The 22,895-nt window shown below is 38.8% G+C and carries 17 protein-coding genes and 2 pseudogenes; 5 read left to right on the top strand and 14 right to left on the bottom strand.

Translation table 11 applies throughout. The features are described from left to right. Positions 1–62 precede the first annotated feature (62 nt). The 10 genes and pseudogenes from lgb_RS09505 to rlmH form a co-directional block, all read right to left on the bottom strand. Positions 63–3,899 (bottom strand): annotated as a pseudogene (locus tag lgb_RS09505) (PolC-type DNA polymerase III); the annotation flags it as partial. 441 nt (positions 3,900–4,340) lie between these two features. After that, positions 4,341–4,985, bottom strand: a pseudogene (locus tag lgb_RS10300) (PolC-type DNA polymerase III N-terminal domain-containing protein); the annotation flags it as partial. Positions 4,986–5,090: 105 nt separating this feature from the next. Beyond that, entirely contained in the window at positions 5,091–5,465 is a 375-nt protein-coding gene (locus tag lgb_RS09510) for a hypothetical protein (protein ID WP_019292978.1), read from the bottom strand. Positions 5,466–5,932: 467 nt separating this feature from the next. After that, complete coding sequence (locus lgb_RS09515; protein WP_019292979.1) at positions 5,933–7,783, bottom strand: proline--tRNA ligase; 1,851 nt, start codon at positions 7,781–7,783, stop codon at positions 5,933–5,935. A 26-nt stretch (positions 7,784–7,809) separates the two neighbouring features. After that, positions 7,810–9,057, bottom strand: a complete 1,248-nt coding sequence (rseP, locus tag lgb_RS09520; RefSeq protein ID WP_019292980.1) for an RIP metalloprotease RseP — start codon at positions 9,055–9,057, stop codon at positions 7,810–7,812. A gap of 176 nt (positions 9,058–9,233) precedes the next feature. Then, complete coding sequence (locus tag lgb_RS09525) at positions 9,234–10,028, bottom strand: phosphatidate cytidylyltransferase (protein ID WP_019291563.1); 795 nt, start codon at positions 10,026–10,028, stop codon at positions 9,234–9,236. Continuing rightward, positions 10,025–10,762, bottom strand: a complete 738-nt coding sequence (locus lgb_RS09530; RefSeq protein WP_019292981.1) for an isoprenyl transferase — start codon at positions 10,760–10,762, stop codon at positions 10,025–10,027. The genes lgb_RS09525 and lgb_RS09530 overlap by 4 nt, the downstream gene beginning before the upstream one ends. Positions 10,763–10,961: 199 nt before the next feature. Then, entirely contained in the window at positions 10,962–11,297 is a 336-nt protein-coding gene (yajC, locus tag lgb_RS09535) for a preprotein translocase subunit YajC (RefSeq protein ID WP_019292982.1), read from the bottom strand. Positions 11,298–11,371: 74 nt separating this feature from the next. After that, a complete protein-coding gene (locus lgb_RS09540; RefSeq protein ID WP_019292983.1) occupies positions 11,372–12,019 on the bottom strand; it encodes a DNA alkylation repair protein in 648 nt (215 codons plus the stop codon). Next, positions 12,016–12,495 carry a 23S rRNA (pseudouridine(1915)-N(3))-methyltransferase RlmH gene (gene rlmH / locus lgb_RS09545; RefSeq protein ID WP_019291566.1) on the bottom strand — a complete coding sequence of 160 codons (480 nt, stop codon included), beginning with the start codon at positions 12,493–12,495 and terminating at the stop codon, positions 12,016–12,018. The genes lgb_RS09540 and rlmH overlap by 4 nt, the downstream gene beginning before the upstream one ends. Positions 12,496–12,798: 303 nt before the next feature. On the opposite strand from rlmH, the gene lgb_RS09550 reads away from it, so the two are divergent. The 4 genes from lgb_RS09550 (at position 12,799) to lgb_RS09565 (ending at position 16,733) form a co-directional block, all read left to right on the top strand. After that, a complete protein-coding gene (locus lgb_RS09550; protein WP_019291567.1) occupies positions 12,799–14,016 on the top strand; it encodes a S1C family serine protease in 1,218 nt (405 codons plus the stop codon). A 96-nt stretch (positions 14,017–14,112) separates the two neighbouring features. Continuing rightward, complete coding sequence (locus tag lgb_RS09555; protein ID WP_019292984.1) at positions 14,113–15,111, top strand: LTA glycolipid anchor biosynthesis glycosyltransferase, IagA/BgsA family; 999 nt, start codon at positions 14,113–14,115, stop codon at positions 15,109–15,111. 12 nt (positions 15,112–15,123) lie between these two features. Next, positions 15,124–16,458, top strand: coding sequence for a glycosyltransferase family 4 protein (locus lgb_RS09560; protein ID WP_019292985.1), 1,335 nt, complete (start codon positions 15,124–15,126; stop codon positions 16,456–16,458). Positions 16,459–16,508: 50 nt separating this feature from the next. Next, positions 16,509–16,733, top strand: coding sequence for a DUF1797 family protein (locus lgb_RS09565; protein WP_003133519.1), 225 nt, complete (start codon positions 16,509–16,511; stop codon positions 16,731–16,733). 28 nt (positions 16,734–16,761) lie between these two features. On the opposite strand, the gene lgb_RS09570 is transcribed toward lgb_RS09565, so the two are convergent. From lgb_RS09570 to tgt, 4 genes are all read right to left on the bottom strand, one after another. Beyond that, the gene (locus lgb_RS09570; RefSeq protein WP_019292986.1) at positions 16,762–17,811 is read right to left on the bottom strand and encodes a BMP family lipoprotein; all 1,050 of its coding nucleotides are present in this window, start codon (positions 17,809–17,811) and stop codon (positions 16,762–16,764) included. A 158-nt stretch (positions 17,812–17,969) separates the two neighbouring features. After that, positions 17,970–18,719: a tRNA1(Val) (adenine(37)-N6)-methyltransferase gene (locus lgb_RS09575; protein WP_019291572.1), complete on the bottom strand. Its 750-nt coding sequence runs from the start codon at positions 18,717–18,719 to the stop codon at positions 17,970–17,972. A gap of 84 nt (positions 18,720–18,803) precedes the next feature. Beyond that, on the bottom strand, positions 18,804–20,771 hold the full coding sequence (locus tag lgb_RS09580; RefSeq protein ID WP_019292987.1) for an alpha-amylase family glycosyl hydrolase: 1,968 nt from the start codon (positions 20,769–20,771) through the stop codon (positions 18,804–18,806). Positions 20,772–20,877: 106 nt separating this feature from the next. Then, positions 20,878–22,026: a tRNA guanosine(34) transglycosylase Tgt gene (gene tgt, locus lgb_RS09585; protein WP_003133524.1), complete on the bottom strand. Its 1,149-nt coding sequence runs from the start codon at positions 22,024–22,026 to the stop codon at positions 20,878–20,880. 134 nt (positions 22,027–22,160) lie between these two features. Between tgt and lgb_RS09590 the strand changes: the two genes are divergently transcribed. Then, entirely contained in the window at positions 22,161–22,895 is a 735-nt protein-coding gene (locus lgb_RS09590; RefSeq protein ID WP_019292988.1) for a DUF975 family protein, read from the top strand.

A 22,895-nucleotide genomic window follows, 5' to 3' on the forward strand; every position in this document is an offset into this window, starting at 1 on the left:
CGTTGTCACGTTTAATCACTATAAAAAAACAGACACCATTGTGTCTGGTTTCCTGTTTTTTATTAAAAGAGGTCTTCAAAGAGACTTAATTGATTATCTTCTGGCATTCCTTGGAGGATTCCCATAGATTTCATATTGTCAACAACTGTTTGTGACACGCCTCCTCGTTTACGAAGTTCCATAATACTCAAGAACTCTCCTTCTTTACGGGCTTCAACAAGTTGTTTTGCAACGTTTTCGCCCAAGCTATCCATTGTGATAAATGGTGGAATCAATGTATCGCCATCGATAACAAATTCTGTAGCTTCACTGCGGTAAAGGTCAATTTTACCAAATTTATAGCCGCGTTCAAGCATTTCGTTACAAAGCTCAAGCGTTGTCATTAAAGAGACCTCAGTGTTGGTTGCATCGAAACCTTTATCACGAATCTCCTTCATCTTCGCCTTGACTGCATCTAAACCTGCTCCCATCGTTGCAACATCAAATGTTGTTGCACGAATAGAAAACCATGCACAATAGTAAAGAATTGGCTTATGTACCTTGAAATAAGCAACACGAAGAGCCATCATAATATAGGCAGCAGCATGGGCTTTCGGGAACATATATTTGATTTTCGAACAAGATTCAATATACCAATCTGGGACACCATGCTCACGCATCGCATTAACATAGGTTTCTCTTTCTTCTGCCCCAATCTTGCTCCACATCCCTTTACGCACTCGTTCCATAATATTAAAGGCCATGGATTCGTCTAAACCAGCATGTATCAAGTAAACCATAATATCATCCCGACAACCGATAACGCTGGACAAGTCAGCAATTCCTGAGCGTATTAATTCTTGGGCATTACCTGCCCATACGTCCGTACCATGTGAAAGTCCTGAAATTTGCAATAAATCTGCAAAAGTTTTAGGTTTAGCTTCAGCAATCATGTTCATTGAAGTGAAGGTCCCCATCTCAGGAATACCTAGCGTACCAAGTTTTGCGCCTAGTTGTTCCTCCGTAATTCCCAACGATTCTGTACCTGTAAAGAGTTTCATTACTTCCTCATCGTCCATGGGAATATCTTGTGGGACAATCCCCGATAAACTTTGGAGTTTTCGAATCATCGTCGGATCATCATGTCCAAGAATATCAAGTTTTAAGATGTTATCATGAATCGCATGGAAATCAAAGTGGGTAGTTTGCCATTCCGCACGCACATCATCAGCTGGATATTGTACAGGTGTAAAATCATAGACATCCATATAGTTTGGAATAACGATAATCCCGCCCGGGTGTTGTCCAGTTGTACGTTTAACACCTGTTGAAGTCATGGCTAAACGATCAATTTCAGCATTGCTATAAAACTGATTGTAATCTCGTTCATAACCTTTGACAAAACCAAAGGCTGTTTTTTCGGCTACCGTACCAATTGTTCCCGCACGAAAAGCATAGTCTTCTCCAAAAATATCACGGACATCCAAATGGGCCAAAGGCTGATCATCCCCCGAGAAGTTCAAGTCAATATCGGGTACTTTGTCACCTTTGAAACCAAGGAAAGTTTCAAAGGGAATATCATGACCATCTTTTACCAACTTATGTCCGCATTTTGGACATTTTTTATCAGGCATATCATAACCTGAGCCGTAGCTCCCATCATCATAACATTCAAAATATTGACATTCCGGGCAGCGATAATGCGGTGCAAGAGGATTAACCTCGGTAATACCAATCATTGTAGCTACAAGTGATGAACCCACTGATCCACGAGAACCTACTATATAACCACGTTCATTTGAACGCCGTACAAGTTCTTGCGAAATAATATAAACCACGGAGAAACCATTCCCTATAATAGAACGTAACTCTTTTTCCAAACGCGCATCTACAATATCTGGCAAAGGATTGCCATACCACTCGTGCGCTTTCTCATAAGTCAAACGCGTGATGCGCTCCTCAGAACTTTCTCCACCTTCAAAGGTCATTTTCGGTGTATAAAGATCATCTCTTACAGGTGTTAATTCTTCAAACCGCTCTGCCATTTCTTGCGTATTGGTGATGACAATTTCACGCGCTGTGGCTTCGTCTAAGAAGCTAAATTCGTCCAACATTTCATCTGTCGTACGGAAATGCGCTTCGGGTAAAGGTAGAGGTTTTGCATGCTCCCCTCTTCCTTGATTCCAGTTGATTTCTGCCCCTTGACCCAGCGAACGTATAATAATCTCACGATTTATCGCATCTTCTGGGTTAAGGTAATGAGCATCACCAGTAGCTAAGACCGGTTTGCCTAACTTCTTGCCGAGCTTAATCAAGTCTTTCAGCGTTTGTTGCAGCTCTTTCTCACTCTTAAAATTACCCCCGACAACAAGAGATTGATACAGCGCTGGCGGCATAACTTCAATAAAGTCATAAAACTTGGCAATTTCTAAAGCTTCTTCAAAGGTTTTATTGGTTATTGCATCGAAAACTTCGCCTGATTTGCAGGCTGAGCCAACAATGATGCCTTCTCTATGTTCTTGCAAAACGGAACGCGGAATACGTGGTACACCAGCAAGATACTTAACATTAGAATAACTTACAAGTTTAAATAAATTCTTCAAACCTGCTTGTGTTTGAGCATAAAGTGTAACGTGTTTTGGACGGACTTTCTTATAAGAATCTTCCGCTACGAGTTTGTCGTTCAAGTCAAGCAGTGATGTCCAGCCAAAACGATCGCGAACTTCATTAAGGAAGACAAACAATAAACGTCCCGTCGCTTCCGCATCATAGTTGGCCATGTGGTGATGCTCTAAACCAATCTGAAACTTTTTCGTCAATTGTCCCAAACCAAAACGCTTCATCTCTGGGTACAGATTACGAGCGAATTCTAAAGTATCCACTACAGGTTGCTTAATGATAGGCAAGCCATTTCGCTGATAATTCATATTCATAAAGCCTACGTCAAAAGTAGCATTATGGGCTACCAAGATACTGCCTTGACAAAATTCTTGAAAGGCTTTTAAAACATCATATAGAGGCTTCGCATTTTTTAAATGATCCTGTGTAATACCTGTTAATTCTGTTGTAAAATCACTAATGGCATAACCAGGGTTAATAAACTCATCAAACTCGCCGATGGGATTTCCCTTATGCATCTTCGTTCCGGCAATTTGAATCAAGTCATTATGGACAGCAGATAGTCCTGTCGTTTCCACGTCAAAGACAACATAAGTTGACTCATACATGTTGACATCTTCTTCATTGAACACAATAGGGATCTTGTCTTCTACCAGATTTGCCTCTACGCCATAGATAATTTTTACACCATGTTTTTTCCCGGCTTGATGGGCTTCAGGATAAGCTTGAAGACCCGCATGGTCTGTAATGGCAATTGCTTTATGACCAAATTTCGCAGCTTGAGCAACAAGCTTACTTGCAGGAGGCATCGCATCCATGGTTGACATATTCGTATGGCTATGGAATTCCACACGTTTATCTCCTTCAGCCGCCGTATCTTCCCGCACTCTTTGTGTCGGTATTTCTTGTAAGTCACTCATCTGGAGAACAAGATCTTTTTTATAGTCATCATGCTGCACTGTGCCGCGTACCCGCGCCCAAATGCCTGTAAGCTGCTTAGCCACAGCAATTTCTTCATCTCCACGAACCCATTTTGAGATATAAAAGCTGGATGTATAATCCGTCATTTCAATCTCTAACAGATGGCTAATATTTCCTGTCTTGCGTGATTTAATCTCGCGCAGCTCACTCTTGAAGATATAACCTTCAAACACCAAAGAGCCATGAGTAGAAAATTCACTGACCGAACGCATCGGTGTGATTGGCTCAGAATTCTTAATTTCGCGCCCTATCTGAATTTTATCTGATTTTACAGCACTAATTTGTGCCGCAACTCGGCTACAATCTTCTTTTTTAGCAATCTCAACGACATCATTTGCGGTCATGACTAGATCGTCTTTATAAACATCATGTGCAATATTTCCACGCACACGCAGCCAAATGCCTTGTTCAAATTGAATCGAGCCATCTTCACTTGTATTGGCCGCTTTGACTTTCTCAACGATGGTGTTAAATTGAGCTATTTCATTGTCTTTGCGCCCCCATTTAACAACTTGGAAGATGGAAGTTTCATCCGCAATCTTCATCTCCAAAACATGATTGACTTTTCCTGTACCATTGCTGGCAAACTCACGATGATGCGCATCAAAGACGTAACCTTCAAAAACAACGCCACTTCCCTCGCCAGCGATAAAGCTCATCGAAGTCACGGGGCTTGTGCCGTTAATTTTACGTCCAAATGAAATTCCTTCTGACAAGGCTGTATCAATTTTTTCAGGAGCTTTTTCGGTTTTGGCACTAGCTTCATCTGTGCGTTGCTTTTTGAGTTCACTTATCTGCTGTTGCGAGGCTGACTCTGCAGCCAGCATGTTATGCACTTTACGCTCATGTGCTTCTCGTTTTTCCAAGGTTAACTTTTCGTCAACAACAGGGCGAATAGTAAGTGCTCCAAAGCCAAAATCCTTTAACTTTTCTTCTAAGATAGGGAAGTCTTTTTTTACAAAATGATCCAACTGAGGATTATCTTCGACCAAAAGATTGATCTGAACGCCTCGTTGCTCTATCTGATATTTTTTAAAGATATTCGCAAAAGCTGTATCTGCTAAGTCTGGTAAAGTCAATGCAAGCTGATAATAATCGTTAAGCATCGCCTCATCAAATTCAGGTTGGTCCACTGTTATCGAAAGTTCCGTCTCAGCGATAGTTGAAAAAGCAGACTCAATCAATCCAGACAAAACCTTCCACTGTTCAACTGGCAAGATTTTCTCAAATTTTAATTGGAATTTCCAAAGCTTCCGTTCCGTATGTACTTCGACATTTTCAATTTCTCCACTGGAAAAAAGAGCCGATTCGCGAATTTGGTTTGGCATTTTTATTTGATCCATCAGTTTTTCAAAAAGATTTTCCATTTTTTCTCCGCATATCTCTATTTTTTCTGTATCCTCCATTATAACAAAAAAGCAACATCTGTGCTTTTTATCGGAAATTATTATGAAGTTAAAAAGGCTGAAAGTGATGTCAGCCTTTTTAATTTTAGAAAAAACACGTAAATTTCACTTAAAAACATCAGCCTTTCGCCCTAGGATAGCAAAAAGTATTCCAAAGATAAGAGCGGGGAGAGCAAAACTTAACAAGTCTATAGCTAGAGTGTCAGGAAAATCAAAACCAGACACAATCATGTGATTGAAAAGCTGACTGAAAAAATGGGTGAGCAATAAAAATGATAAAAAAATTAACTTTAGGATGTCAATTTTCCGAGGTCCAAGCATAAAAATTGCTAATAAGAAAAGGCCTGAAATGGCTAGACTTAATAATTCTGTCGTCAGATTGAGGGGAAATTCGAGGAAAGCCACAAGCCCCCATTGCACAAATCTCCTCAAAAAATTGGTGCCTAGCATAAATGCTAAACCCCAAAAAAATAATTTCATAATATTACACCTCACCTTTGGGATATTATAAGTTCTTTTAAAGAGTTTATAAAGGATAATTAACAGCAAAATAATAAAGCCGATCGTTACTATTAAGCCATAAAGTTGTTATTTTATTTAATTTCATCAACTTAATACACCTAATAGTAAATTCATTTTTTAGTACAAATATACCAGATATAGGCCAGAATTATTTTAGGTATTTTACATCGCTTTGCAAGCCTTTCAGTATTAACTTTATTTTTTCCCATGATAATCTTTGCTTAATTTCTTAATAGAATAAGAGGAACTTCCTCTAAATATATTTTTGCTCTTAATATTTTATTAAATTATTTAAAGAAATTGTAACATAATCTTTTCCTTTCAAGAAAAGATATAAAAAAGATTGAGACAATTCCAATCTCAATCTTTTCATTTATACTTTAAAAACTTACCAGATAAGTTTTAGAGGCTTAATCTGTGATATCTTATTTCGTCAAAATCTCAATCGTATTGACAAGTTCTTCTTTATTGATTTCAACAACTTCACCTGTTGCACGAATTTTAACTTCAACGATACCTTCACTTGCTTTTTTACCGATTGTTACACGAACAGGTAAGCCAATCAAATCACTGTCTGCGAATTTAACTCCTGCACGTTCATTGCGGTCATCCACAAGAACTTGATAGCCTTTACCACGAAGGGCCGTTTCTAGTTCAGCTGTTACAGCCATCGCTTCTTCATCTTTTGTATTGACAGGTACCAAGTGAATATCAAATGGTGCAAGCTCTTTAGGGAAGTTGATTGACCAGCTGAATTTGTACTCTTCACGTGGTGTTTTCTCTACGTAAATGCGGGCAAATTGTTCAAGAATTGCTGAAAGCAAACGGCTCACGCCGATACCATAACACCCCATAACGATCGGCACTGCCTTACCATTTTTGTCAAGAACGTTAGCGCCCATTGAATCTGAGTAGCGTGTGCCTAATTTAAAGATGTGTCCAATCTCAATACCACGCGCAAACTTAAGTGTGCCACGACCGTCAGGAGACATTTCGCCTTCATTAACCGTACGTAAATCAACAAATTCGTCTACTTCAAAGTCACGACCAAAATTAGCATTACGATAGTGGAAACCATCTTCATTTGCTCCGATGATAGCATTCTTAACCGCTTGAACTTCACGGTCAGCAATAATCTTAACGTCTTTCAAACCGATAGGACCAAGTGAACCAAAGTGAGCTCCAGCTAAGTTTTCAACATCTGCTTCTGTAGCAGGTTCAACAAAACTTGCACCTAAGTAGTTTTGGAGTTTAACTTCATTCAACTCATCATTACCGTGCATCAGTACTACAACCAACTCTTCATCAGCACGGAAAACAAGTGTTTTAATTGTTTCAGCAACGTCAGCTTCTAAAAAAGCAGCAACTTCATCGATTGTCTTCGCGTCAGGTGTTGCAACTTTTTCAAGCTCCAAAGTTTCCGTATAGCTAGCGATATTTTCAAACTTGTTTGTTGCCATTTCCAAGTTAGCAGAATAGTCACCACCGTCAGCATAAACGACTGTGTCTTCACCTGCAACAAGCCATTTGGCAAGTTCTTCTTGGATTTGCTCAATGACTGTGTTTGGAATTTCGTCAATTGATTCAATAGAATTTCCAAGAACCAACCATTTTTCCAGATCCGTGCGATCAGCTGTGATAGCCATAAACTCTTGGCTATCTTTACCGCCCATTGCACCACCGTCACCAATAATTGCTTTGAAATCAAGTCCTGCACGACTAAAGATTTTTTCATAAGCCCGCTTGTAGTCGTTGTAAGTTTCATCAAGACTTTCATAGTCCGCATGGAAACTATAACCGTCTTTCATGATGAATTCACGACCGCGGAGCAACCCATAACGTGGACGTTTTTCATCACGATATTTCGATTGGATTTGGTAAACGTTTAAAGGAAGTTTTTTATATGAAGTAACTTCATCACGCACCAGGGCCGTCATTGTTTCTTCATGTGTAGGACCTAGGATAAAGTCGGAATGATCGCGGTTTTTCAACTTGTAGAGATCTTCCCCATAAGTATCGTAACGTCCTGATTCACGCCAGAGATCTGCTGTCAAAAGTGCAGGAGCCAAGAGTTCCACCGCACCGATTTCTTCAAATTCTTCGCGCATGATTGTTTTAAGTTTTTCAAGCACACGATTTGCCAATGGCAAGTAAGCGTAAATACCTGCAGAGATTTGACGGACATATCCCGCGCGAACTAAAAGAGCATGTGAGATAACTTGTGCATCGCTTGGCATTTCGCGAAGCGTTGGTATAAGCATTTTTGATTGTTTCATATTTTATTCCTTAAATTTTTCGTTTCTTATCTAATAAAGGCTCGGAGGATATCATTCCAAGTCACAGCAATCATCAAGACCACCATAAAGACAAGACCAACAAGTGTTAAAATTCCTTCTTTTTCTTGTGAAAGTGGTTTGCCTCGTAGGGCCTCAACAATATTGAGGACAATTTTCCCTCCGTCAAGGACGGGGATTGGGATTAAATTTACGATTCCCAGATTAATTGAGAGCATGGCAAGTAAAGCGATAACAGATAATAGGCCTTCTCGGGCTGCTTGCCCACTTAAATCATAAATGGCAACGGGTCCACCAAGTTTATCAAGACTTGGCTGTGCAATGAGGTTACCTAAAGCTTTAAAAATAAGCGTTGTTGCATTAGCAGCCTGAGTAAAGCCACCCGTTAGCTTATCTAAAAAGCCTGTTTTGATTGTTTGAGTGATACCAATGCGGTATCTTCCGTCAATTTTTTCTGGCTTGAGCTCCAGTGTCTTCGTCGCACCTGCACGTTCGATATCCAGCTTGATTTCACTGCCATCATTTGCACCAATCCTTTGGACAACTTCTTCCCAGTTATTGGTTTTTTCACCATTGACTGCTTGGATTTTATCCTTTGACTGTAAACCTGCCGAATAAGCAGGGGTGCCAGATTGGACTTGTCCGATTTGATTTGTATTAGAAGGTACACCACCTTGCATAAAAGTGATGATAATAAAAGCTATAATCCCTAAAATAAAGTTATTTAAAGGACCAGCAAAATTTGTTAAAATCTTGCCGAGAACGCTGGCACTTTGATATTGTACGTCTCGTGGAGCGATACGAAGTTCCGTGCCATCCGCTTCGATAATTGTTGCATCATGGTCAACTGAATAACGTTTTGTTTCACCAAAAACTTCTCCTTCGATGAAAAGTGCTTTTTCAAAATCGTATTCAGTGACCAGCATGGGGACACTATTTTCCAAAGTCACCCGCTCAGAAAGATTAATTTTAACCACCTGATTTTCAACAATCATCAAAGATGCCGGGGTTCCTTTTTTTATTTCCGTTGTATCATCGCCCCAGCCCGCCATGCGGACATAACCTCCAAGAGGAAGTATACGAATGCTATAAAACGTACCATCTTTGGCTTGATGTGCAAAAATTTTGGGGCCCATTCCAATGGAAAACTCGCGGACTAAAATCCCCGCGCGCTTAGCAAAGAACAGATGACCATACTCATGTACAACAACAATAATACCAAAGACAATGATAAATGTTACCAATGTTTGAATCAATAAAGATCCTCCCTTAATCTTCTAGCTTTTCATCAGCTTGTGAGCGAATAACTTTAAAGGTGTATTTATTTCTTATTTTCTTTGAAACAAAACCCTCCTTAACACTCTATTTTACCTAAAGCGTAATAAAATGTGAAGTGAGAGTATTTTTATTTCGTATTATTTTACCTCAAGGCTTAGAACAAGCCTAATAAATGCATAATTGGGAAGACAAAGATTAAATTATCAAAGCGATCAAGCACGCCTCCATGTCCCGGTAAAAGTTTCCCTGAATCTTTTACCCCATAATGACGTTTGATGCTTGACTCTACCAAGTCACCAATTTGTCCTACGATAGAAAAGACAATGGTAAAGAGAACAAGTTTTACGAAGCCGATTTGAGGCAAGTCATTTTTATAAAAAATAAACATCAAAATTGCAACGACTACTGCAGATAAGATACCTCCAATAGAACCTTCTACCGTCTTATTTGGTGAAACATCGGGGATTAATTTTCGTTTCCCAATTGATTTCCCGACAAAGTATGCCCCAATATCTGTAGACCAAACAATAAATAAAGCCAAGAAGACGACAGCTAATCCACTTTCACGTGCCAAGAGTAAGCTTTGAAAGCCAATACCTACATAAAAGGCTGAGAGAAAAGGAAAGCCAATATCTTCGAAACTATATGAACCTTTGGAAAAAACCATAGCGGTCAACATGCCAAATAAACAAAGCATGAAGAGAAGAGTACTTCCTTCAACATCCATGCCAAAGAAATATTTTCCAATCGGCAAAGCCAAGCATAAGGCCGCCATAGTTGATAATATTCCTTCAAAAGACATCAATTGTAGTTTGTGCATCTTGAACAGTTCATTCATCGCTATAATAACCAACAATGCTATTAAAATTTGAAAATAGGCACCGCCTGCCAACATTAGGCCAATAAAAACGGCTCCTCCGATAATAGCAGTGATTATACGCTTTATCATTTTACTCCTCCATATCTGCGATCACGTTTTTGAAACTCTAAAATAGCAGCATCTAAAGCTGCTTCATCAAAATCTGGCCAAGCTACGTCTGTAAAATAAAGCTCACTGTAGGCAGCCTGCCAAGGTAAAAAGTTAGACAAACGTAATTCCCCTGATGTTCGGACAATCAAATCAGGATCCCGTAAATCTTCAGGTAAAATTGCTGTCTGTAAATGAGCAGAAAGTTCTTCTTCTGTAATTTCCGCCAAATCTTTGCCACTTTTTGCCAACTCTTGAACAGCCAAAAGGATATCCCGACGTCCGCCATAATTCATGGCAAAGTTAAGAATCATTCCTGTATTATTGGCTGTTTCAGCAGCTGCACGGTCAATTGAATTTAAAGTTGCTTTCGGTAAACCTTCGCGCTCACCAATCATCCGAATTTGGATATTTTCTTCATTAAGAATTGGAAGATATTTACTATAAAAATCAATGGGCAAACTCATGATAAACTTGACCTCATCCATAGGACGAGACCAGTTTTCTGTCGAAAAAGCATAAACAGTCATTACCTTTACACCACGTCTTTGTCCGTGGATAGCTGCCGTCTTTAGGGCATCCATTCCGGCCTTATGACCAAAAATTCTTGGTTTCCCTTGACTTTTAGCCCAACGGCCATTTCCATCCATAATTATTCCAATATGCCGTGGCACTGGAATTTGCTCTTGCGAGTTATTTTTTAAGTTATTAAACATAGCACCTCACAGTTAGTACTCCCATTTTATCATATTTTGGATAAAAACACAGGTAAATTCGATACATTTTGCTCTGAAGTCACTGCAGTAATGGCTCTCTAAAGAGAAAAAGACCGGTTTTTTACAATACAATCATGGTGTTTTCGAAAAACAAAAAACCTATCACGAGTGATAGGCTTTTAAACTTATCTTTTACTGCTTATTCTTCGATTGGGTTATCTTCTTTTTTAGTTTCTTCAACAACTGTTGTTTCAGAAACTGTTGGTGCTGCAACAGTATTGTTTTTTACTGTTTTAACAGCTGCACGATCAAAAGTTAAAATAACGCCTTCACAATCTAATTCGATCGTTGCATCAGCTTCATTCATACCACTCAAGACACCGTGTAAACCACCAATAGTTACGATTTCTGCGCCAATAACCATTGAGTTCAATTGTTCTTGACGTTGTTGTTGAGCTTTCTTTTGGCTACGGTTCATGAAGAACATCATCCCACCTACAACAACAACCATAAAGATCAAAGACATAACATTCATTTATTAAATTCTCCTTTAAAACATTGATTATCCACAGACAATAGGACTATTATAGCACATTTTGTAAGGGCTGTCTATAAATACTTGGACGCTTCACGCAAAGACAAATTTGCAAGTTTTTCTTCATTTTCTGAAAGAAAGTGGGCGACCCATTTTGGATGCGTCTTCGAATAATCTCTTAAAGCCCAGCCGATAGCCTTATTAATAAAAAATTCCTTTGACGCCAGATTATTTCGAATTACGGAGGACAGGAGTTCTGTATCTGTCGCTTCTTTAAAACCGAGCTGACAATCAATTGCGATACGACGAATCCAAAAATTTTCATCTATTGACCAATTCAAAATATCTTGTGATTTTATCTTTCCACTAAGCAAGAGAGTGCCCACCAACTCATCCAAACTATCCACTGTTTCCCACCAAGATTTGGTCGTTGCTAGCTGATAAATTTGGGGTAAATCTGTAGTCTTTAGATACTTCTTCATTTTTCGAAGATAGTCACATGCCAAATATTGAAATTCTCTTTCTTCTTCTGACCACAAACGATCAACAAGTTGCCAATCGATTATCTTTTCTTCAGCTTTTTCCTTTAAGAAACTTTTTGATAAGTCGCGACGAACCGGTGTTGAAAGCCCTAAAAATTTAAACTGGTTGCGCAAATAAGCTTCTTGCTTCTTTGCCTTTTCTGTATCAGCATGGGCCTGAAAGTCTTCTATGATTTTCATTTATGATAGGCACTCCCTCTATTTATCATTTGTGCGCGATAAATTTGCTCAATAAGCACAAGCCGCATTAATTGATGGGGTAAAGTAAAACGCCCAAAAGATAATTGTAAATCACTTCGTTTATAAACAGCATCAGATAGCCCCAGAGATCCTCCAATAACTAAAACTAAGTGACGCGTACCATAAATTTCACAGTTCTTCACAAATTCGGCCAGATTCTCACTGGTCATTAGCTTGCCTTGAATGGCAAGAACTGCCAACTTATCCCCATCATCAATTCGAGCCAATATTTTTTCACCTTCTCGATTTTTTACTGCTTCTTTTTCCTTGTCTGAAGCATTGTCGGGAATTTTTTCATCCGGCAACTCAATAATTTCCACAGGATTCATCGTGCGCATACGCTTTTGGTATTCGGCTATGCCATCCTTGAGATACTTTTCTTTAAGCTTTCCTACAACAATTAATTTTATCTTCATTCTTCTATTTTATCTTTTTCCCCAGTTGAAAGCAAAATGAAAGCTAGATTTATCAACATTTTTCACAACTTATCCACATTCTTGTGGAAAAGCTGTGAATTTTATTCACTTGTTCACAATTATTATTGAGTTTTACACAGAAGTGTGGAAAACTTCTTTTTCTATTTCCATTTTAGTGGCTTTTAAGGTATTATATAAATGTGAGTATCCCGCAATTATAAGTATTATATTAAAGATTATTTAAGGAATGTACATTATACTTGTGTATAAATATTTCTTACTGGAAAAGGAGATTCTTGTACTATGGCAAAAAAAAATATCGCCTCATTACTTATTACAGGCGTAGCCGGAGGTGCTATCGCTCTCGGAGGTAGTGCTATCTACCAAAATATGACCAACACGCCGTCATCTAACAACACTTCGGACAATTCTGTAAGTACAGTTAACGTCCAAGTAAATACAGATACTACAAAAGCAATCAAGAAAATTTCGAACACTGTTGTTTCCGTTCTTAATTACCAAAAATCGTCCTCAAGCAACGATTTTGAGAAGATTTTCGGCGGAGGCGATACAAGTAGCAATGAGAGTAATACGCCACAGCTGGCTGGAGAGGGTTCTGGTGTTATTTACAAAAAGGATGGCAATACAGCATATATCGTCACCAACTATCACGTTATTGAAGGTGCTTCTTCCCTAGAAGTTCTCATGGCTGGTGGTCAAAAGGTTACTGCTGAAGTTGTTGGTTCTGATGCTTATTCTGATTTAGCTGTCCTCAAAATTGATGCTAAGTATGTCAAAGAAACAGCAACATTCGGCAACTCTGACAAACTTACTGTTGGTGAGCCCGCTATCGCGGTGGGTTCTCCCCTTGGAAGTGAGTATGCAAACTCAGCAACAGAAGGAATTGTTTCAAGTCTAAATCGCAATGTTACACTGCAAAACAGCCAAGGCCAAACAATTAATGTTAACGCTATTCAAACCGATGCAGCTATTAACCCCGGTAATTCTGGTGGTGCACTCATAAATATTCAAGGACAAGTCATCGGGATTACCTCAAGTAAAATTACCTCAACACCAAGCGGAACAAGCAGCAGTGGTGTCTCTGTAGAAGGCATGGGATTTGCGATTCCAGCCAATGATGTCGTTAACATTATCAATAAGTTGGAAAAAGATGGCAAAGTTATTCGACCTGCTCTCGGTGTACAAATGGTCAACTTGTCAAGTCTTTCCCAAAATATGTTAGCTTCACTTAACCTTCCTGAAAACGTGACTAACGGTGTTGCTATCGCTGAAGTTCAATCAGGAATGCCTGCTGCCAAAGCTGGACTCAAGCAAGGCGACGTTATTGTCAAAATCAATGATGACGAAATCACTTCAAGCGTGAACCTTCAAAGTACACTTTATAAGTCTTCAATTGGTGATACGATTAAGGTAACTTATTATCGTGACGGAAAACAGGCTACTGCGAATATCAAATTGGATAAAACAAGTAGTGATATCAACTTTGACAAACAAAATTAAAAAATTACATCCCCTTGAAACAGGGGATTTTTTGATAAGGAATTATAATAAATATTTATTTTTTGTTAATAGAATTATGGTAAAATAGTGATAAGCATGAAAATATTACTTTATTTAGAAGCCGAACAAATTTTGAGCCGCTCAGGAATTGGTCGTGCAATGAAACATCAACAAAGAGCATTAGATTTAATGCAAGTAGAGTGGACGCAAAATCCCAATGAGGACTATGATATTCTCCATCTCAATACTTATGGACCTCAAAGTTGGCGGATGCTCAAAAAAGCCAAAAAAGCTGGAAAAAAAGTTATCTTCCACGGACACTCTACAGAGGAAGACTTCCGAGATTCATTTATCGGTTCTAACTTAATTGCACCTCTGTTTAAACGCTACTTGATGCGTTTTTATCGTAAAGCTGATTTGGTGATTACGCCTACAGACTATTCAGCTGGACTTTTACGTGGGTATGGCTTGACTTGTCCTATCTTGCCCATCTCCAATGGGATTGATTTGAACAAATATCAAGCTAAACCTGAGAAAGAGGAAGCTTTCCGTCAATATTTTACGATTAAAGACGAACAAAAAGTGGTCATTTGTGCCGGACTTTATTTTAAACGGAAGGGCATTGACGATTTCGTTAAAGTTGCCGAAAAAATGCCAAATGTTCAGTTCATCTGGTTCGGCTATCAAAACCTTTGGACCATCCCTGGATGGGTACGTCGAATCGTTAAAAAGAACCATCCTGATAATGTACGCTTCCCCGGCTATATCAAAGGAGACATCTATGAAGGAGCAATGACTGCTGCTGATGCCTTCTTCTTTCCTTCACGTGAGGAAACCGAAGGTATTGTAGTTTTAGAAGCACTGGCCAGTCATCAAGATGTTGTGGTACGTGATATACCAGTTTATAAAGGATGGCTCGATACCACATCAGCTAGTTTAGCAACAGATGTTGATGGTTTTGTAGCTGAGCTCGAAAAAGTACTGAACGGCACAATTGATAAAACAGAAAAAGGCTATCAAGTTGCACAAACACGCGCCATTGAACATGTCGCCGCTGAACTCGCTGCTGCTTATCGCCAAACTTTGGAGTTATAAAAGAGAAAGACTATGAGAATCGGAATTTTTACAGACAGCTACTTCCCACAAATTAGTGGTGTGGCTACAAGTATTCAAAGCTTAACTATTGAGTTAGAAAAACTCGGACATCAGGTTTTTATCTTTACTACAACAGATCCACACGCTGATGTCGATCATGAACCTGAAAATATCATACGTTTCCAAAGTGTGCCATTTGTATCACTTGCTGAACGTAAGATTGTAATCAAGGGAGTTTTTGCTGCTTATCAGATTGCACAAACTTACCAGCTTGATATTATCCACACACAAACAGAGTTTGGTATGGGGCTCTTAGGAAAAATGGTCGCACAACAGCTTCAAATTCCTGTCATCCATACTTTACATACAAAATATGAGGATTACGTCCATTATATTGCTAAGGGCCATTTGATACGCCCTAGTATGGTGAAGTATATCATCAAAAACTTCCTTCGAGGTAGTGAGGCTATAATTTGCCCCAGCCAAATGGTCTTAGATACTGTCAATGGCTACGGTATCGACTTACCTAAACGAATTATTCCTACAGGGATTGATTTGTCTCGTTTCAAACGAGATGAAATTACTCACGAGGAGATTCAAGATCTACGTCATAGCTTAGGACTTAAAGATGATGAAACAATGCTTCTTAGCCTCTCACGAATTGCGGCGGAGAAAAACATTCAAGCAGTTGTGGCAGCCATGCCACAGTTGGTTGAACAAATTGCTGTAAAATTGGTCATTGTCGGAGATGGTCCATATATGAAGAATCTCCAAGAGCAAGTGGCTGAGCTAGGGATGGAAGAATACGTTGTCTTTACAGGGGCTGTAGAAAATACAAAAACGGCTTACTACTATAAAGCCGCAGACTTCTTCATTTCAGCTTCAACTTCTGAAACGCAAGGTTTAACTTATCTTGAAGCACTAGCTGCCGGCACACGTGTTTTAGCAACCGTAAACCCATATCTCACAGAGCTTATTGATGATAAGGAGTTTGGCCGACTCTTTGCTTCTGATGAAGAAATCGTTGATACGGTCGTCGCAGCGGTACAAGAAAGTCAAACACTTGATCAAGAAAAATTTGCTAAAAAATTGTACGAAATTTCTGCAGAAAACTTCGCACAACAAGTCTATAACTTCTATCAAGACACCATTGTTGAATATCAAGCACGTAAAAATTCTGAGCATTTTTTAGAAGAATTTGATGTGGTTACTCAAAAATGGTCAAGACAAATGAAACGTTCTATTCGTAGAGAAAAAATTAGGGCGCAATATTTAACAAAAAAAGCAACTAAACTCGCTAAAAATCTACAGAATTATGTTAAAATAGATAAAGAAAATATGAAATAAGGCTTGTGGGACAATTAAAAGGTCCCTTAAAATAAGCATTGGAGGAAATAATGAAATCACATTTGATGGCAATCATGGATCGTTTGAATCGTTTGATTGAAACGGCTGATCCAAAAGAAACTTACAACTTTGAGCGCGAAGGTGAAGTTATTGCAACTGTAAGCTTCGTGCCAGAAGAAACTGCCTTTTCTATCAAATATCCAAAACAAAAAGATGTTGCTATCTTTGATGATATCGACCTTGTAGCAATTGAACTTTACGATATGATTTATTAAACAAAAAAACCATCTTTGATGGTTTTTTTTATTTTTCCGGCACTGTAACTTTACCATCAATAATATTTTGTTTTGCTACTTCAACTTCTTTCCAAGTTTTATCTGACAAGTTGTCTTTGGCAAGGCTAACCCCTCCATTTTTTAGGTTGTAGTTAAGAACTTGTCCACCAGGAAATTTATTATCCTTGGTTTTGTTCGCAATATCTTTTACAGCAACACCAACTTCTTTAACAGATGAAGCCAAGACAAAGTTCGAATCTTTTCCGTCTTTAGATTTATAATTTCCAAGATACTCTTGGTCTTGGTCTACTCCAATAACCCATACTTTATCTGCTTCATTTTTTGTAGCATTAAGAGCTTTAGCTTCAGAAAAGACACCGGCACCAGAACCACCTGCTGCTTGATAAATAACATCATTACCTGAACCATACATTGCTGCAGCTATTGTTTTGCCTTTGGCTGCATCAGTAAAAGTACCCGCGTACTGTACTTCAATTTTTATATCAGGGTTAATTGATTTTACCCCAGCGGTGAAACCTTTTTCAAATGCAGTGATAATATCCGATTGCATCCCGCCCACAAAACCGACTTTATCTGTTTTGGTGGTTTTTGCTGCAGCTACACCTGCAAGATAAGCTGCTTCTTGATCTGCGAAAGTTGCTGAGGCAACATTGTCTTGACCTTTTATCACTGAATCAATAATTGTAAATTTTGTATCAGGATTATTTTTTGCTGCCTGTGATGTCGCTTCTTGGAGATCGAATCCAACACCGAATACTAAACCATAACCTGCCGAAACAGCAGAGTTAAAGTTGGTTGTATATTCAGAAACAGCACTTGCGTTAAAGTAGTTAATACCTTTTGATTGTGACAAACCGTTTTCCTTGCCCCACTCTTGTAGGCCTTCCCAAGCGGATTGATTAAATGAACGGTCATCTACCCCACCTGTACTTGGAACAAGTGCTACCTTTAAGTCTGTTGTAGCACCCGCTGATTCACTATTACGTCCACGACAGCCAGCTAGAATAGTTACGGAGGCAAGTGCAAGTGCACCAAGTGTTAAAATTCGTTTATTCATTAAATAAAATTCTCCCAAAATTTAATAGATACCTACTATAACATAAGAATAGATTTTTTGAAAATATTTTCTCGTAAAAATCGTCTTTTTGTAAAATTTTACATTTTTTCTTATAAAAAAATACCAGATAATCTCTGGCATAATCAATCTTAAAACGTTTATGCTTTACCATAATAGATTTTGCGAATTTCTTCTGTATAAGCGCCATCCTCTCCGTGTACAATCAAAGGCGGAAGAAAAACTTCTCCCCCTGCTTTCCCATCTTTAATCGCATCAATCAGTAGTATATTTGCTGCTTGATTGGCTTTTGGGTAAACAAACTGAATGCGTTTGGGAATCAGATTATGAGCCCTCATTTTATCTATAATCTCAAAAAAACGATCGGGACGATGGACCAGAGCCAAATGACCATTTGTTTTTAAAAGACGCTTGCTGGTTTCAAAAATTTCATCAAGATTTGTCGCTAACTCATGGCGTGCAAGTGTGTAATGGTGATTATTATTAATATGGCTCGCTTCATCCAGCTTAAAATATGGTGGGTTACAAAAAATTAAATCAACTGTTGAGGTATTGATATAGTCTAAAGACTTGTTCAAGTTATCATTGATAACAGTCATTTGTTCTTGTAAGCCATTTAGTTTAATGGAGCGCTGTGCCATTTCTGCTAGACGTTCTTGCAATTCAATTTCTGTAATATGTGCATTAGTCATTGAGCTGGCAAAAAGGCCCACTGCTCCATTTCCCGCACACATATCCACAATTTTTCCTTTTTTTGGAAGGCGTGGAAATCTTGCAAGGAGAATAGCATCAATCGAAAAGGAAAAAACCTCTCGACTTTGAATAATCTGGACATTCGATGCCGCGATTTGATCTATACGTTCACCAGCTTTTAATTCGATTTTAGTCATTCTTCTATTATACAATTTTCATTTCTAAAATTCTTGATGAAAAGCAGGTAGACAAAAAAAGCGAGACAATGCTCGCTCTAACTTTTACAATTGAAAGACCATCGCTGTGCGTGCAGCTAATGAAAGTTTAAGTTTTCCCGTTTCTTTTTGATAAGAAAAGCTTGATCGAGGACCAAATCCTCCATATTTTCGATCATCTGTATCGAGAAGAAATGTCGGAGGATTAGGCACATCGAGCTGGAGTCGTTGTTCCATGGTCGGATGGAAATTAAGAACGAACAGCAAATTTCCCTTACGATAAGCTAAAAGCTTATTCTCATTTTTTATCCAGTATTGTTGCAAGCTATCACTTTGTTTCAAAAAGTGATAGTTTTTTTCTAAAGCAATCATGTCATGATCGAACTTGAGCAGGTATTGGTAACGCAAATGCTCCTTTGCTGCGAGAGACCATTGACGACGAGCATGTTGAAAACTATCATGATTGCCTTCTCTTGGAAAATCCAACCACTCTGGATGACCAAATTCATTTCCCATAAAGTTGAGGTAGCCTTCTCCGGCTAAACTAAAGGTAATCAAGCGTACTATTTTATGCAAGGCAACGGCGCGATCAACCACCATTGATTCACTGTGGATATCCATCGCATCATAGATTGCTTCATTGGCCAGCCACATCATGAGCGTCTTATCTCCAACCAAAGCCTGATCATGACTTTCCACATAGCCAATGTTCTTTTCTCCGGGACGTCGTGTGGTTAATTCCCACCAAAGTTGCATTAAATCAAGGTCCTCATCAGATTTTTCTTTAAATTGCTTAATCCAATAATCCGGCACCCCCATCGAAAGGCGATAGTCAAAACCAATCCCTCCCTCAGAGATAGGAAGTGCCATTCCTGGCATGGCTGACATATCTTCTGCAATCAGTGTTGCCTGTGGATTCACTTGATGGACAAGTTCAGTAGCCAGCATAAGATAAACAACTGCTTCAATGTCTGTCTCTGTTGAAAAATACTTCTTATAACTATCAAAGCTTGTCCCTAGTCCATGATGATGATACAACATACTCGTGACCCCATCAAAGCGGAAACCATCAAAATGATAAGTCTCTAACCAAAACTTGAGGTTAGATAAAAGAAAGTGAATAACTTCATCTTTACCATAGTTAAACAACTTTGTGTTCCAAGCTGCATGTTCGCCACGCGCGCCTTGATGAAAGTACTGATCACTACTTCCATCAAAAAGATTCAGACCGTCTCCAACATTTTTTACAGCATGTGAATGGACCACATCCAATAAAACACGAAGTCCCATCCCATGTGCTGTATCAATCAAAGCCATCAAATCTTCAGGTTTTCCGAAACGGCTTGATATTGCAAAAAAGTTAGAAACTTGATAACCAAAGCTTGCATATAAAGGATGCTCCATAATAGCCATAAGCTGAATCGTATTATAGCCCGCTGCCTTAATACGAGGTAAAACATCCCGTGTAAACTCTTGATAAGTATTTATTTTATGCTCTTCACTAGAAATTCCAATATGAGCTTCATAAATAAGTGGTGCTTCCTCTTCTAAGAGAGGCGAAGAATGCTGAAATTGATATTGTGGGGCAACAATCACACCGTCCAGTTCGAAATGTTCATTTTGAACAGCATAGAGCGCATAAGAAGGCACTCTATAAACTTCAGCTCCGTTGATAACAAGTTTAACCTTTACCTTGGAACCAAGTGGTAAATCTCCTGGTACAGCTATTTCCCATACACCACCATAAGCTGCCTTTAGTTCATGTTTGTCTGTCCAATCGTTAAAGTCCCCTACTAAAAAAGCTTTTTCAGCATGAGGCGCCCATTCACGGAAAGTCCAATACTCTTTTTCTTGTTGAAAGCCAAAATATTTATGACCATTGGCAAAATCTGTAAGTTTCCCCTCCATTCCTAGCAATCTCTTCTTCGTTCTTGAAAATTCAAATAAGCGGTAGGATAAGTCCTCCTTATATGGTTCTAGGTATGGATCATACTGCAAAATATTTAACATTCTGAGAAACCTCCTCTTAATCATGGTGACAATCTTTCCCTTATTTTACCATTTTTAGATGTTGGATTATATTTTTATGAGGGATTTAAACAAAAACAGAGAAAACGTAAATTTTCTCTGTTTTTTATTTTTAAAAGTTCTTAGCATTTGGCTTATTATAGCCGTATTTTTCACAAAAATCTTCTCTGAATTCTAGAAGATTATCATCCATGATAGCTTGACGAACATTTGTCATCAAGTTAATCAAGAAATGTAAATTATGGTAGCTTAAAAGGCGCAGACCAAAAGTTTCGTCAGCCTTGAATAAATGACGCAAGTAAGCACGGGTGTAGTTTGAGCAGCAATAGCAATCACATTCTGGATCAAGAGGTGTGAAGTCAAGCTCATATTTGGCATTTTTAATATTCACACGGCCGAAACTTGTCATTGCGGTACCATTACGAGCAATACGTGTGGGTAGCACGCAGTCAAACATGTCTACACCACGAATGACACCGTCAATCAAACTATCAGGTGCACCAACACCCATCAAATAACGTGGTTTATCTTCTGGTAAAAGCGGTGTTGTAAAGTCAAGTACGGCATTCATCTCAGCGTGAGACTCACCTACAGCAAGTCCACCAATAGAATAACCAGGGAAATCCATGCTGACGAGATCACGCGCAGATTGGCGGCGTAAATCTTCAAAGCCAGCACCTTGCACGATACCAAAAAGTCCTTGATCATGTGGGCGTTGATGCGCTTTTAGGCCACGCTCTGCCCAGCGGGATGTACGTTCCACAGAAGCTTTGACGTAATCATAAGGTTGATAGAAAGGTGGACATTCATCAAAGCTCATCATGATATCAGAACCTAAATTATTTTGGATAGAAATCGCTTTTTCTGGATTGAGGAAAAGTTCGCGACCGTCGAGATGGCTTTTAAACTTAACTCCCTCTTCACTGATATTTTTCTTGTTTTGTACTAAAGAATAGACTTGGAAGCCACCACTATCTGTTAAAATAGGCTGATCCCAGTTCATAAATTTGTGCAAGCCGCCTGCTTGAGCAACAAGCTCATCGCCTGGTCGAAGCCACAAATGATAGGTGTTGGCAAGAATAATCCCAGAACCCATCTCTTTAAGTTCTTCTGGGGATTGTGTCTTAACCGTGGCTTGTGTTCCTACAGGCATGAACATAGGTGTTGGAAAAGTCCCATGTGGCGTTATAATTTCACCGAGACGCGCGCCTGTATGTTTTTCTTTTTTAATCAGTCTGTATTTTATTGCATGTTCAGTCATGTAAACTCCTTTAAACTTCTACAAGTATACCAAATTTCTTTGATTTTTCCCAGCCAGTCTATAACCTCCTTTCTCTAAAAGTTTTTGGTTGTGAAGCCCCGTCTTTTATGGTATTCTAAGAAATGGAGGATACTATGAAGTTTAAAGATTTAAAAGAAAGAGCTAAGGATGCTCTGAGAGAAAACTTTGGTGCCAAATTACGTTTGTTCTTAATTCCAATTTTCTGGGGAATTATCTCAACAAACATGACTTACCAATCAAATTATAATTCCAATATGGATACAGTCAATAATTTTGATGCCAATACTATTACAACAGGACTATTACTTTCTATACTCATAGGAATACTTATCGGCGGGCTGATTGGCCTCATGATTTCGGTCATTATAGATGTTATCACTGTGGGTGCGCGTTTCAACTACATTAAAATATACCGTGGCGAAAGAGAAAATCCACGCTTTAAAAATGTCTTTACTCCTTTTAAAGACGGCAGTTGGACAAAAATATTTGTTCTTCACTTAGTGACTGCACTCCTCATTGGTCTTTTAACAGTGACGATTATTGGTATCCCTTTTGCTATCTATCTTGGCCTAGGTTGGTCACAAAAAGATTACATTCTTTTTGACCAATTAGAATCTGGGACTTATACTGGTATTTGGGGCGTGCTCAATGCCTCTGCTCAAGTAATGCGTGGCTCACGTGGGGATTATTTCCTCTTCTTGTTGAGCTTCATCTTATGGTATATCCTCTCAGGTATTACTTTAGGTCTTGCTAAATTCTGGACAACCCCATATATCGAAATGTCTACTATCGCTTATTATCAAAACTTAATCGATACGAAGAGAAACATGAATCAAACTGCATATTAA

This window comes from Lactococcus petauri (assembly GCF_023499275.1).
Classification (GTDB): domain Bacteria; phylum Bacillota; class Bacilli; order Lactobacillales; family Streptococcaceae; genus Lactococcus; species Lactococcus petauri.

Excerpts from the sequence above, each read along its gene's own strand:
- lgb_RS09570 (WP_019292986.1), bottom strand. The coding sequence starts at position 17,811 with ATGAATAAACGAATTTTAACACTTGGTGCACTTGCACTTGCCTCCGTA.
- lgb_RS09575 (WP_019291572.1), bottom strand. The coding sequence starts at position 18,719 with ATGACTAAAATCGAATTAAAAGCTGGTGAACGTATAGATCAAATCGCG.
- lgb_RS09580 (WP_019292987.1), bottom strand. The coding sequence starts at position 20,771 with ATGATTAAGAGGAGGTTTCTCAGAATGTTAAATATTTTGCAGTATGAT.
- lgb_RS09510 (WP_019292978.1), bottom strand. The coding sequence starts at position 5,465 with ATGAAATTATTTTTTTGGGGTTTAGCATTTATGCTAGGCACCAATTTT.
- lgb_RS09590 (WP_019292988.1), top strand. The coding sequence starts at position 22,161 with ATGAAGTTTAAAGATTTAAAAGAAAGAGCTAAGGATGCTCTGAGAGAA.
- yajC (WP_019292982.1), bottom strand. The coding sequence starts at position 11,297 with ATGAATGTTATGTCTTTGATCTTTATGGTTGTTGTTGTAGGTGGGATG.
- lgb_RS09555 (WP_019292984.1), top strand. The coding sequence starts at position 14,113 with ATGAAAATATTACTTTATTTAGAAGCCGAACAAATTTTGAGCCGCTCA.
- lgb_RS09515 (WP_019292979.1), bottom strand. The coding sequence starts at position 7,783 with ATGAAACAATCAAAAATGCTTATACCAACGCTTCGCGAAATGCCAAGC.
- lgb_RS09565 (WP_003133519.1), top strand. The coding sequence starts at position 16,509 with ATGAAATCACATTTGATGGCAATCATGGATCGTTTGAATCGTTTGATT.
- lgb_RS09540 (WP_019292983.1), bottom strand. The coding sequence starts at position 12,019 with ATGAAAATCATAGAAGACTTTCAGGCCCATGCTGATACAGAAAAGGCA.
- rlmH (WP_019291566.1), bottom strand. The coding sequence starts at position 12,495 with ATGAAGATAAAATTAATTGTTGTAGGAAAGCTTAAAGAAAAGTATCTC.
- lgb_RS09530 (WP_019292981.1), bottom strand. The coding sequence starts at position 10,762 with ATGTTTAATAACTTAAAAAATAACTCGCAAGAGCAAATTCCAGTGCCA.
- tgt (WP_003133524.1), bottom strand. The coding sequence starts at position 22,026 with ATGACTGAACATGCAATAAAATACAGACTGATTAAAAAAGAAAAACAT.
- lgb_RS09525 (WP_019291563.1), bottom strand. The coding sequence starts at position 10,028 with ATGATAAAGCGTATAATCACTGCTATTATCGGAGGAGCCGTTTTTATT.
- lgb_RS09560 (WP_019292985.1), top strand. The coding sequence starts at position 15,124 with ATGAGAATCGGAATTTTTACAGACAGCTACTTCCCACAAATTAGTGGT.
- lgb_RS09550 (WP_019291567.1), top strand. The coding sequence starts at position 12,799 with ATGGCAAAAAAAAATATCGCCTCATTACTTATTACAGGCGTAGCCGGA.